The following is a 12,320-nucleotide window of genomic DNA, read 5'->3' as shown; positions in this document are numbered from 1 at the left end:
CGCACAGGAGAGCACCAGGTGAGCACGACGATCCGAGCGGCGGCCACCGGAACCGGTCACCCGAGTCCCGGAACGCCTTCCGCCAACGCGACGCCGTCCGTACTGTCCGTCAACACGCCGCCGTCCGTACCGTCCGTCAGCGCGACAGGCTTCTGCCGCGTCACCGTCGTCGCCCCCGACAGCCGGATCGACGTGGCGCTCCCGGACGACGTCCCGCTCGCCGACCTGTACCCGGAGATCCTCCGGCTCTCGGGCCAGCGCCCCGCGCCCGGCGCCCCCGTCGGCTACCACCTGCTGCGCCGCGACGGCGCCGCACTGGACGGCGCGGACTCGCTCGCCGCCCAGCGCGTCCTCGACGGCGAACTGCTGTCGCTGCGCCCCTTCGCCGACTCGCTTCCCCCGGCGGTCTTCGACGACGTCTCGGACGCCGTCGCCTCCGCCGTCGCCCGCGACCGCACCCTGTGGCGCGACGCGCACACGCGCGCCGCGGGGCTCACCGGCGGTTCCGTACTCCTGCTGCTGCTCGCCTGCGTCCTGTGGACCGCACACCCCGGTCACGCCACCCACGGGCCGCCGGGCATCCTGGCCGCGATCGCCGCCGTCCTCCTGCTCGCGCTCGCGGGCGTCCGCTCCCGCGTGTACGACGACCGGGGCTCGGCCCTCGCCTTCGGCGCCGGAGCGCTGGCGAACGCCGCCGTAGCCGGATCCGGGCTGCTCCCGCCGACCGCCGGGCAGGGCGTGGGCAGGCTGCAGTTCCTGCTCGCCTGCGCCGCCGTGCTGGTCGCCGCGGTGATCCTGGCGATCGTCACACCCAGCGGGGGCGGCCCCTTCGTGGCGTGCGTCCTCGCCTCGGCCGTCGGCCTGCTGGTGACCTTCCTCGCGATCCTCCATGCCCTGACCCCCGTCGAGACCGCCGCACTCTGCGCGCCGGCCGCCGTCGGCGGCCTCGCCTTCCTGCCCGGACTCTCGGCGCGCTTCGCCCGCCTGCCCGTCGGCTTCACACCGCCCCGCACCACGGTCGGCGACTACGGCGACGGGCCCGACCCCGTGCCCCAGGGCTCCGTCGACGCCGCGCGCGTCGCCGCGCGGGCCAGCCGCGGCCATGAACTCCTGCTCGGCCTGACCGGCGGCTGCGCCCTGGTCGCGACGGCCGCCGCCGCGGTACTGGGCTTCTCCGGCGACGTAGGGGGACACCTGCTCGCGCTCGCCACCGGCGTCGGCATGCTCATGCGCGCCTCCCTCTTCCGCTACACGGCACAGGTCGGCTGCGCCCTGGCGGCGGGCCTCGGCTCGCTGCTGCTGCTCGGCGCCGGTCTCGCCCTGAACCCCCCGGCCGACCTGTGGCTGCGGGCCGAGCGGGGCGACGCGTCGGGGCTCGACCTCCAACTGGTCTGGCTCGCCGCGGCCATCGCCGTGGCGGCCGCGGTGATCGTCGCGATCGGCCTGATCGTTCCGCGCGAGGGCGTCACCCCCTTCTGGGGGCGATTCCTGGAGATCGCCGAAGCCTCCGTCCTGCTGACGCTGGTCCCGCTGTGCCTCGCCGTCTTCGACGTCTATCACTCGATCCGGGCACTCACCTCGTGACGCGGACCGATGCCGTGACGCGGGCTGGTACTCTGTGTAACGCCCGTCTGTGTACGCGCCCCGAATCCCGGCCGACGACCCCGTCGTCACCCGAATGGAGCAGCTGGAGCAGCGCCGACGGCCCCCGCCTCCGAGTCACGGAAGCTCTCTGAGAAGAAGACCAGGAGCACTCGGCGGCAGCACGAGACAAACGAGGAGTTCGCGTGTCGCTCGACACCGCCACGAAGAAGCAGATCATGGCCGAGTTCGCCACCAAGGAGGGTGACACCGGCTCCCCCGAGGTCCAGGTGGCGCTGCTCTCGCGTCGCATCTCCGACCTGACGGAGCACCTGAAGACCCACAAGCACGACCACCACTCCCGCCGTGGTCTGCTGATCCTGGTCGGCCAGCGTCGCCGCCTGCTGCAGTACCTCGCCAAGAAGGACATCCAGCGCTTCCGTACGCTGGTCGAGCGCCTCGGCATCCGCCGCGGTGCGGCGGGCGCCAAGTAAGACATGCCGAAGGGAGCGGTTCCCGCGTAACGGGGGAGCCGCTCCCTTCGCCGTACGTGCACAGTCGCGTCAGGCCTTTGTAGTCTGGTCGCACCGCAGTAACCGTAGTAACCGCAGTACCGAACGAGGAGAAGCGTCCCCTCGCCGCCGCCGGTCCTCGGTAGTGGCCTCCGGGACCCATCACCCCGGATGCTTCGATCGAAGACCGGCCCGACCCACAGGCGCGCTTCTCCGCCTCCGTCCCCACGCCATACGGGCAAGGGGGACGAAAGACGAAAAAGACGAGTAGACACGGAGATATCGCTAGTGGAGAACGAGACCCACTACGCCGAGGCCGTCATCGACAACGGCACCTTCGGCACCCGCACCATCCGCTTCGAGACGGGCCGCCTGGCCAAGCAGGCCGCCGGCTCCGCCGTCGCGTACCTGGACGACGACACCATGGTGCTGTCGGCCACCAGCGCCTCCAAGAAGCCCAAGGACCAGCTCGACTTCTTCCCCCTCACGGTGGACGTCGAGGAGCGGATGTACTCGGCCGGCAAGATCCCCGGCTCCTTCTTCCGCCGTGAGGGCCGCCCCTCCGAGGACGCCGTCCTCACCTGCCGCCTGATCGACCGCCCGCTGCGCCCGTCGTTCAAGAGCGGCCTGCGGAACGAGATCCAGATCGTCGAGACGGTCATGGCGCTCAACCCCGACCACCTGTACGACGTGATCGCGATCAACGCCGCCTCCTGCTCCACGCAGCTGGCCGGGCTGCCCTTCTCGGGCCCGATCGGCGGCACCCGCGTCGCCCTGATCAAGGGCCAGTGGGTCGCCTTCCCGACGCACACCGAGCTCGAGGACGCCGTCTTCGACATGGTCGTCGCGGGCCGCGTCCTGGAGGACGGCGACGTCGCGATCATGATGGTCGAGGCCGAGGCCACCGAGAAGACCATCCAGCTCGTCGCGGACGGCGCCGCCGCCCCCACCGAGGAGGTCGTCGCCGCCGGTCTGGAGGCCGCCAAGCCCTTCATCAAGGTGCTCTGCAAGGCCCAGTCGGAGCTGGCCGCCAAGGCCGCCAAGCCGGTCGGCGAGTTCCCGGTCTTCCTCGACTACGAGGACGACGTGCTGGAGGCCCTCACCGCCGCCGTGTCCGCCGAGCTGGGCCAGGCGCTCACCATCGCCGGCAAGCAGGAGCGCGAGGCCGAGCTGGACCGCGTCAAGGGCATCGCCGCCGAGAAGCTGCTCCCGCAGTTCGAGGGCCGCGAGAAGGAGATCTCCGGCGCCTACCGCGCGCTGACCAAGAAGCTGGTCCGCGAGCGCATCATCAAGGACAAGGTCCGCATCGACGGCCGCGGCGTCACGGACATCCGTACGCTCGCCGCCGAGGTCGAGGCCATCCCGCGGGTGCACGGCTCGGCCCTGTTCGAGCGTGGCGAGACCCAGATCCTGGGCGTCACCACCCTGAACATGCTCCGCATGGAGCAGCAGCTGGACACCCTCTCGCCGGTGACCCGCAAGCGCTACATGCACAACTACAACTTCCCGCCGTACTCCGTCGGCGAGACCGGCCGCGTGGGCTCGCCCAAGCGCCGCGAGATCGGCCACGGCGCGCTCGCCGAGCGCGCCATCGTGCCGGTGCTGCCGACGCGCGAGGAGTTCCCGTACGCCATCCGCCAGGTCTCCGAGGCGCTGGGCTCCAACGGCTCGACGTCCATGGGCTCGGTCTGCGCCTCCACCATGTCGCTGCTGAACGCCGGTGTGCCGCTGAAGGCCGCCGTCGCGGGCATCGCGATGGGCCTGATCTCCCAGGAGATCGACGGCGAGACGCACTATGTCGCCCTCACCGACATCCTCGGTGCGGAGGACGCCTTCGGCGACATGGACTTCAAGGTCGCCGGCACGAAGCAGTTCGTGACCGCGCTCCAGCTCGACACCAAGCTCGACGGCATCCCCGCCTCGGTGCTGGCCGCCGCGCTGAAGCAGGCCCGTGACGCGCGTCTGCACATCCTCGACGTGATGAACGAGGCCATCGACGTCCCGGACGAGATGTCCCCGAACGCCCCGCGGATCATCACCGTCAAGATCCCGGTGGACAAGATCGGCGAGGTCATCGGCCCCAAGGGCAAGATGATCAACCAGATCCAGGAGGACACCGGCGCCGACATCACGATCGAGGACGACGGCACCATCTACATCGGCGCCGCCGACGGTCCGGCCGCCGAGGCCGCCCGCGCCACGATCAACGGCATCGCCAACCCGACCATGCCGGAGGTCGGCGAGCGCTACCTGGGCACGGTCGTCAAGACGACCACCTTCGGCGCGTTCGTGTCGCTCATGCCGGGCAAGGACGGTCTGCTGCACATCTCGCAGATCCGCAAGCTGGCCGGCGGCAAGCGCGTGGAGAACGTCGAGGACGTCCTCGGCGTCGGCGCCAAGGTGCAGGTCGAGATCGCCGAGATCGACTCCCGCGGCAAGCTCTCGCTGATCCCCGTGATCGAGGGCGAAGAGGGCGAAGAGAAGAAGGACGACGCCGCCAAGTGACGTCCCGTAGTTCTCAGGCGACGGCCCGTGCCTCATCCGAGGCGCGGGCCGTCGCCCGTACCCAAACCCTGCTCAAGGGCGAGAACGGCATCGGCACGGTCCGCCGTACGACCCTGCCGGGCGGCCTGCGCGTCGTCACCGAGACCCTCCCCTCCGTACGCTCCGCCACCTTCGGCATCTGGGCCCACGTCGGCTCACGCGACGAGACGCCGTCCCTGAACGGCGCCACGCACTACCTGGAGCACCTCCTCTTCAAGGGCACCAAGCGCCGCAGCGCCCTGGACATCTCCGCCGCGATCGACGCGGTCGGCGGCGAGATGAACGCCTTCACGGCGAAGGAGTACACCTGCTACTACGCGCGCGTGCTCGACACCGACCTGCCGCTCGCGATCGACGTGGTGTGCGACATGCTCACCGGCTCGCTGATCGAACAGGAGGACGTCGACGCCGAGCGCGGGGTCATCCTCGAAGAGATCGCGATGACCGAGGACGATCCGGGCGACTGCGTACACGACCTGTTCGCGCACACCATGCTCGGCGACACCCCCCTCGGCCGCCCCGTGCTCGGCACCGTCGACACGGTCAACGCGCTCGACGCGGCGCGTATCCGCCGCTTCTACAAGCGGCACTACGACCCGACCCACCTGGTGGTCGCGGCCGCCGGAAACGTCGACCACGCGCGCGTGGTACGCCAGGTCCGCGCCGCGTTCGAGAAGGCGGGAGCCCTCTCGGACACCCGCGCCACCCCGGTCGCCCCGCGCGACGGCCGTCGCAAGCTGCGTACGGCGGGACAGGTCGACGTGGTCAACCGCAGGGGCGAGCAGGCTCATGTCATCCTCGGCATGCCCGGCCTGGCCCGCACCGACGAGCGCCGCTGGGCCCTGAGCGTCCTGAACGCCGCGCTCGGCGGCGGGATGTCCTCACGCCTCTTCCAGGAGATCCGCGAGAAGCGCGGCCTGGCCTACAGCGTGTACTCGTACACCTCGGGCTTCGCCGACTGCGGCCTGTTCGGCGTCTACGCGGGGTGCCGGCCCAGCCAGGTGTCCGACGTGCTGAAGATCTGCCGCGACGAGCTCGCCCAGGTCGCCGAGCACGGCCTGTCCGACGACGAGGTCGGCCGCGCCGTCGGCCAGCTCGCGGGCTCCACCGTGCTGGGCCTGGAGGACACCGGCGCCCTGATGAACCGCATCGGCAAGAGCGAGCTGTGCTGGGGCGATCAGATGTCGGTCGACGACATGCTCGCCCGGATATCGGCGGTCACGCCCGACGAGGTGCGGGCCGTCGCCCACGACATCCTGGGCCAGCGCCCCTCCCTGTCGGCCATCGGCCCGATCAAGGACAAGCAGGCAGCCCGCCTGACCGAAGTGGTCTCCTGACCCGTAGAAGGCAGAAGGACGAAGCAATGAGCAAGCTGCGCGTGGCCGTCATCGGCGCCAAGGGCCGGATCGGCGCCGAGGCGGTACGAGCCGTCGAAGCCGCCGAGGATCTGGAACTGGTCGCCGCCCTGAGCCGGGGCGACCAGCTGGAGACCCTGGTGGAGTCCGGAGCCCAGGCGGCGGTCGAGCTGACCACCCCCGACTCGGTGATGGGCAACCTCGACTTCTGCGTGCGGCACGGCATCCACGCCGTCGTCGGCACCACCGGCTGGACCGACGACCGCCTCGCGCAGCTGAACGGCTGGCTCGCCGAGAGCCCGGACACCGGTGTCCTGATCGCGCCGAACTTCTCCATCGGCGCGGTGCTCAGCATGCAGTTCGCCCGCCAGGCGGCCCGCTTCTTCGAGTCCGCCGAGGTCGTCGAGCTGCACCACCCGAACAAGGTGGACGCGCCGTCCGGCACCGCGACCCGCACCGCCCAGCTCATCGCCGCCGCCCGTGCACAGGCCGGCTGCGCCCCGCAGCCGGACGCCACCACCACGGCGCTGGACGGCGCCCGCGGCGCGCGCGTCGACGGGGTGCCGGTGCACGCCGTACGCCTGCGGGGCATGCTCGCCCACCAGGAGGTACTGCTCGGCGGCGAGGGCGAGACCCTGACCATCCGGCATGACTCGCTGCACCACACCAGCTTTATGCCGGGCATCCTGCTAGGTGTGCGCCGCGTGGTGTCCACGCCGGGCCTCACCTTCGGCCTGGAACACTTCCTGGACCTCGGCAACTGAACGGTCGCCCGACATGCGCGCAAAGATCACGTACTTCGCCCTGGCCGCCGTCCTGGTCGTCTACTTCGTCCTGGTCGGCAGCCGCGGCGTGCTGCTCATACGGGAGGGCACCGCGCTCACCGTCTCCTTCGGCGTGGCGGTGCTGGTGCTGCCGTTGATCGGCGTCTGGTTCCTGTGGAAGACCACGCAGTTCGCCCGCCGGGCGAACCAGCTGGCCGCCGAGCTCGAGGCCGAGGGCGGGCTGCCTGTCGACGACCTGAAGCGCACCCCGAGCGGCCGCATCGACCGTGACTCCGCCGACGCGGTGTTCGCCCAGCGGCGCGCGGAGACCGAGGACGCCCCGGACGACTGGCGCTGCTGGTTCCGCCTCGCCGTCGCCTACCACGACGCCCGCGACACGCCACGCGCCCGCAAGGCGATGCAGCGCGCGATCGCCCTGCGCGACGCCGCACGCGAGGCGCCGGACCTCCGGCGGAACGCCTGACGCGGTTACGCGCTCACGGGCACCCGGCGGCGCTCGTCAGCCCAGGACTCCACGGCGTCCGCGGCCCGGTCGAACGCCTCGGACCTGGCCAGGAAGTCCGCGCTGCGATCGGTGAACAGCGGCGCCGCCGACTGAGCGTCGCCGCTCCGCACGAGGACCAGCGCCTGCCCCTGAACGGTGCGCGGCAGCCCCAGCCAGCGCACCGGCTGCTGGACGGTGCGCACCTCCTGGACCTGCTGCCAGGGAACCGTCCGGGTCACGAAGAACCCCACCTGGCGCAGCCCCCGCCCGCTCACCCAGGTGCCCATACGCAGCAGGCGCACCGCGACCGCGATCACGGCCACCGCGCCGCCGACGCAGGTCGCCGCCGCCCGAGGTCCGCCGGCGAGCGCGATGACCAGCGCGGCGACCAGCAGATACGAGGCGAGCAGCAGGAGCAGTGCCGCGGCCCCGACCCGCCACGGTCCCGGACGGTACGGCCGACGCCACTGGTCGCGGTCGTCGTACGGCAGCGCGACATCGCCGCCGGACTCCATGTCATCGTCACCGAACGCGCGGTCGGCCGTCAGAAAGGGCAGGGGCACGACTGTTCCTCACTCCATGCACGCTCGACTGTGCTGTGCTGTGCTGTGCTCGGGTGAGGCTATCGAGGCGTACGGTCGGCGACCACCATTGGGGGTCCGGCCGTGTCAGCGTCCGTCCGACGCCTCGGACTGCTGCGTCGTGGCCGGTGACTGCTCGGGCGAGAGCGCGGGCAGCCCGAACAGCAGGGCGCCCACCAGGCCGCTGACCACCGTGAGGCCGAGCAGCACATGGCCGAGTATCTGGCCGCGGGTGGCGCGCTCGCGCGGCGGGGGCGTGACATTGCTCCGGAACTCGTCGGCCTCGGCGACGAAGGCGAACGGGACGGGCTCTCGCCGACGGAACATGACGGGCGCTTCTCCTCGGGTGTCGTAGACGGTGCCACGGGGGCCTCGCACTGAAGGGCTGCTACCCGTACAGACGTGCAAAACACCGCAGGGGTGCCCGGATCCGGCAAATTCGCCGAAGAACCTCCCAGAGCGCCGCCGAACGGTCGGGACTGTCCGCGGCGAGCCGTAGAGTGGGCGCCGCCCGAGCGATGTGAACGGAAGGACCCCCGCCGGTGAGTGAGACCCCCGCCGAAGACCTCAAGCCGAGCTTCCGCAGCGATGTGACCGTCGAGCTGGTGAAGCACAGCGCCGCCGACACCGACGTCCTGTGGGCCGCCCGTGTCTCCACGGCGGGCGAGCAGTCCCTGGACGAGCTCACCAAGGATCCGGAGCGCTCCAAGGGGCTGATCAACTACCTCATGCGGGACCGCCACGGCAGCCCCTTCGAGCACAACTCCATGACATTCTTCATCAGCGCCCCGATCTTCGTCTTCCGTGAGTTCATGCGGCACCGCGTCGGCTGGTCGTACAACGAGGAGTCGGGCCGGTACAGGGAGCTGCAGCCCGTCTTCTACGTACCCGGCGAGTCCCGCAAGCTCGTCCAGGAGGGCCGCCCCGGCAAGTACGTCTTCGTGGAGGGCACCCAGGCGCAACAGGAGCTCACCGGCCGCGTGATGGAGGACTCCTACCGCCAGGCCTACGAGGCGTACCAGGAGATGCTGGCCGCGGGCGTCGCGCGCGAGGTCGCCCGCGCGGTGCTGCCGGTCGGCCTGTTCTCCTCGATGTACGCGACCTGCAACGCCCGCTCGCTGATGCACTTCCTGGGCCTGCGCACCCAGCACGAGCTGGCCAAGGTCCCGTCCTTCCCGCAGCGGGAGATCGAGATGGTGGGCGAGCAGATGGAGCAGCAGTGGGCACGGCTGATGCCGCTCACGCACGCCGCGTTCAACGCCAACGGCAGGGTGGCCCCGTAGTGCCCGGACGCCGCTCGGGCACAGATGTGCGCCTAGCCGGGCGAAGTGTCCGTATTGCGGCTTTTCGTGAAGTTCATCTAGCCTGATCAAACGGACCCGGCGCTGCTTGAACCCCCGAGCAGGCAGCGCCGGGCTCCGTTTGTCGCGTCTGCCACCTCCCCCGAGGGGGGACCACGCACTGAGCAGCGAGTAGCGTGTTACCCATGGCTCCGACCTCCACTCCGCAGACCCCCTTCGGTAGGGTCCTCACCGCCATGGTCACGCCCTTCACGGCGGACGGCGCACTTGATCTCGACGGCGCGCAGCAGCTCGCCGCCCACCTGGTGGACGCAGGCAACGACGGCCTGATCATCAACGGCACCACCGGCGAGTCCCCCACCACCACCGACGCGGAGAAAACCGAGCTCGTACGAGCCGTACTGGAAGCGGTCGGCGACCGTGCCCACATCGTCGCGGGAGTCGGCACCAACGACACCCGCCACAGCCTTCAGCTCGCCCGCGCGGCGGAAGAGGTCGGCGCCCACGGCCTGCTGGCCGTCACGCCGTACTACAACAAGCCCCCGCAGGAAGGCCTGCTCCGGCACTTCACCGCCATCGCGGACTCCACCGGACTGCCGGTCATGCTCTACGACATCCCCGGCCGCAGCGGCGTACCGATCAACACCGAGACCCTGGTCCGGCTCTCCGAGCACCCGCGGATCGTCGCCAACAAGGACGCCAAGGGCGACCTCGGCCGCGCCAGCTGGGCCATCGCGCGTTCCAGCCTCGCCTGGTACTCCGGCGACGACATGCTCAACCTCCCGTTGCTCTCCGTCGGCGCGGTCGGCTTCGTCTCCGTGGTCGGCCATGTGGTGACCCCGGAGCTGCGCGCCATGCTCGACGCCCACAACAACGGCGACGTACACAAGGCGACGGAGATCCACCAGAAGCTGCTTCCGGTCTTCACCGGCATGTTCCGCACCCAGGGTGTGATCACCACCAAGGCCGCGCTCGCGCTACAGGGCCTCCCGGCCGGACCGCTGCGCCTGCCGATGGTGGAGCTCTCACCCGAGGAGACCCACCAGCTCAAGATCGACCTCGCCGCCGGCGGAGTGCAGCTGTGACCACGGACTTCACAACCGAATAGCCGGGCCACCGGGCCACCGGACCAACTGAATAGCCAGCCCAAGCGACAACAGACAGCACAGACGACAACAACAACGCATCTGCATGAGTGTCATGCGCGCCACGTGCCTCTGGGGTACGTGGCGCGCATGGGTTAGGAGAGTCTTTTGAGTCATCCGCACCCCGAGCTCGGCACCCCGCCGAAGCTGCCCGACGGCGGCCTGCGCGTCACCCCACTGGGCGGCCTCGGTGAGATCGGCCGCAACATGACGGTCTTCGAGTACGGCGGCCGCCTCCTGATCGTCGACTGCGGAGTTCTCTTCCCTGAGGAGGAGCAGCCCGGAGTCGATCTGATCCTGCCGGACTTCAGCAGCATCAGAGACCGCCTCGACGACATCGACGGCATCGTGCTCACCCACGGCCACGAGGACCACATCGGCGGCGTCCCCTACCTGCTCCGCGAGAAGCCGGACATCCCGCTGATCGGCTCCAAGCTGACCCTCGCCCTGATCGAGGCGAAGCTCCAAGAGCACCGCATCCGCCCGTACACCCTCGAAGTCACCGAGGGACACCGCGAGCGCGTCGGCCCCTTCGACTGCGAGTTCGTCTCGGTCAACCACTCCATCCCGGACGCGCTGGCGGTCGCCATCCGCACCCCCGCCGGCCTGGTGGTCCACACCGGCGACTTCAAGATGGACCAGCTGCCGCTCGACGGCCGCCTCACCGACCTGCGGGCCTTCGCCAGGCTCGGCGAAGAGGGCATCGACCTGCTGCTCTGCGACTCGACCAACGCCGAGGTGCCGGGCTTCGTCCCGCCCGAGCGCGACATCTCGAACGTGCTGCGCCAGGTCTTCGCCGGAGCCCAGAAGCGCGTCATCGTCGCCAGCTTCGCCAGCCATGTGCACCGCATCCAGCAGATCCTCGACGCCGCCCACGAGTACGGCCGCCGGGTCGCCTTCGTCGGCCGCTCGATGGTCCGCAACATGGGCATCGCCCGAGACCTCGGCTATCTGAAGGTCCCGGCCGGACTGGTCGTCGACGTCCGGACCCTCGACGACCTGCCCGACGACGAGGTCGTCCTGGTCTGTACGGGCTCCCAGGGCGAGCCGATGGCGGCCCTCTCCCGGATGGCCAACCGGGACCACCAGATCCGCATCGTCCAGGGCGACACGGTCATCCTGGCCTCGTCCCTGATTCCGGGCAACGAGAACGCGGTCTACCGCGTGATCAACGGCCTGACCCGGTGGGGCGCCAACGTGGTCCACAAGGGCAACGCCAAGGTGCACGTCTCCGGCCACGCCTCGGCTGGTGAACTCCTGTACTTCTACAACATCTGCCAGCCCAGGAACCTGCTGCCGGTGCACGGCGAATGGCGCCACCTGCGCGCGAACGCGGAGCTGGGGGCACTGACCGGTGTGCCGCAGAGCCAGATCGTCATCGCGGAAGACGGCGTCGTGGTCGACCTGGTCGCGGGCAAGGCCAAGATCGTCGGCAAGGTCCAGGCCGGATATGTGTACGTCGACGGTCTCTCGGTCGGCGATGTCACCGAGTCCTCCCTGAAGGACCGCCGCATCCTCGGCGACGAGGGCATCATCTCGGTGTTCGTCGTGGTCGACTCGAGCACCGGAAAGATCACCGGTGGCCCGCACATCCAGGCCCGCGGCTCGGGCATCGACGACTCGGCCTTCAGTGCGGTGATCCCGAAGATCCAGGAAACCCTGGAGAAGTCGGCCCAGGACGGCGTCGTCGAACCCCACCAGCTGCAGCAACTCATCCGCCGCACGCTGGGCAAGTGGGTCTCGGACACCTACCGCCGACGCCCGATGATCCTCCCGGTCGTCGTCGAGGTCTGACGCCGCGAGCAGCACGTACGGGAGCGGGGTCCCCCGATTTGCGTCGGAGGACCCCGCTCCAGTACGTTTACCTCTCCGCCTCAACGCGTCAGGGCGCACCTGTGTGCCCAGCGCCGCTTCATAGCGGGAGAGTGGAAAACCGACTCAGATTTCTCTGATAAAGTCGGAGCCGCCGGAAAGGGAAACGCGAGAGCGGGAACCGGGAAGGCACCGAGGAAATCGGACACGAAAGAGTCTG

The 12,320-nt window shown here is 70.1% G+C and carries 11 protein-coding genes; 9 read left to right on the top strand and 2 right to left on the bottom strand.

Annotation, left to right across the window (positions count from 1 at the left end; translation table 11 throughout):
• Nucleotides 1-18: 18 nt before the first annotated feature.
• From eccD to ACX6XY_RS26745, 6 genes are all read left to right on the top strand, one after another.
• Complete coding sequence (gene eccD / locus ACX6XY_RS26770; protein WP_460336015.1) at nt 19-1,584, top strand: type VII secretion integral membrane protein EccD; 1,566 nt, start codon at nt 19-21, stop codon at nt 1,582-1,584.
• Nucleotides 1,585-1,787: 203 nt separating this feature from the next.
• On the top strand, nt 1,788-2,075 hold the full coding sequence (gene rpsO, locus ACX6XY_RS26765; RefSeq protein ID WP_460336012.1) for a 30S ribosomal protein S15: 288 nt from the start codon (nt 1,788-1,790) through the stop codon (nt 2,073-2,075).
• Between the two features lie 306 nt (nt 2,076-2,381).
• On the top strand, nt 2,382-4,598 hold the full coding sequence (locus tag ACX6XY_RS26760) for a polyribonucleotide nucleotidyltransferase (protein ID WP_460336009.1): 2,217 nt from the start codon (nt 2,382-2,384) through the stop codon (nt 4,596-4,598).
• A complete protein-coding gene (locus ACX6XY_RS26755; RefSeq protein WP_460336006.1) occupies nt 4,595-5,974 on the top strand; it encodes a M16 family metallopeptidase in 1,380 nt (459 codons plus the stop codon). The genes ACX6XY_RS26760 and ACX6XY_RS26755 overlap by 4 nt, the downstream gene beginning before the upstream one ends.
• 26 nt (nt 5,975-6,000) lie before the next feature.
• Nucleotides 6,001-6,756, top strand: coding sequence for a 4-hydroxy-tetrahydrodipicolinate reductase (gene dapB / locus ACX6XY_RS26750; RefSeq protein ID WP_460336003.1), 756 nt, complete (start codon nt 6,001-6,003; stop codon nt 6,754-6,756).
• A 13-nt stretch (nt 6,757-6,769) separates the two neighbouring features.
• The gene (locus ACX6XY_RS26745; RefSeq protein ID WP_460336000.1) at nt 6,770-7,240 is read left to right on the top strand and encodes a hypothetical protein; all 471 of its coding nucleotides are present in this window, start codon (nt 6,770-6,772) and stop codon (nt 7,238-7,240) included.
• A 5-nt stretch (nt 7,241-7,245) separates the two neighbouring features.
• Here the strand turns inward: ACX6XY_RS26745 and ACX6XY_RS26740 are convergent, their stop codons facing one another.
• A complete protein-coding gene (locus tag ACX6XY_RS26740) occupies nt 7,246-7,824 on the bottom strand; it encodes a hypothetical protein (protein ID WP_460335997.1) in 579 nt (192 codons plus the stop codon).
• Between the two features lie 105 nt (nt 7,825-7,929).
• A complete protein-coding gene (locus ACX6XY_RS26735) occupies nt 7,930-8,169 on the bottom strand; it encodes a hypothetical protein (RefSeq protein WP_460335994.1) in 240 nt (79 codons plus the stop codon).
• A 215-nt stretch (nt 8,170-8,384) separates the two neighbouring features.
• Between ACX6XY_RS26735 and thyX the strand changes: the two genes are divergently transcribed.
• The 3 genes from thyX to ACX6XY_RS26720 all read left to right on the top strand — a co-directional run bounded on the left by thyX (nt 8,385) and on the right by ACX6XY_RS26720 (nt 12,082).
• Complete coding sequence (gene thyX / locus ACX6XY_RS26730; protein WP_460335991.1) at nt 8,385-9,125, top strand: FAD-dependent thymidylate synthase; 741 nt, start codon at nt 8,385-8,387, stop codon at nt 9,123-9,125.
• Between the two features lie 203 nt (nt 9,126-9,328).
• On the top strand, nt 9,329-10,228 hold the full coding sequence (gene dapA, locus ACX6XY_RS26725; protein ID WP_460335988.1) for a 4-hydroxy-tetrahydrodipicolinate synthase: 900 nt from the start codon (nt 9,329-9,331) through the stop codon (nt 10,226-10,228).
• 168 nt (nt 10,229-10,396) lie between these two features.
• On the top strand, nt 10,397-12,082 hold the full coding sequence (locus tag ACX6XY_RS26720; protein ID WP_460335985.1) for a ribonuclease J: 1,686 nt from the start codon (nt 10,397-10,399) through the stop codon (nt 12,080-12,082).
• Nucleotides 12,083-12,320 lie beyond the last annotated feature (238 nt).

The organism is Streptomyces sp. O3, assembly GCF_054788135.1.
The sequence above is the reverse complement of the archived record's forward strand: the minus strand, read 5'-3'. Positions and strand labels throughout refer to the sequence as shown.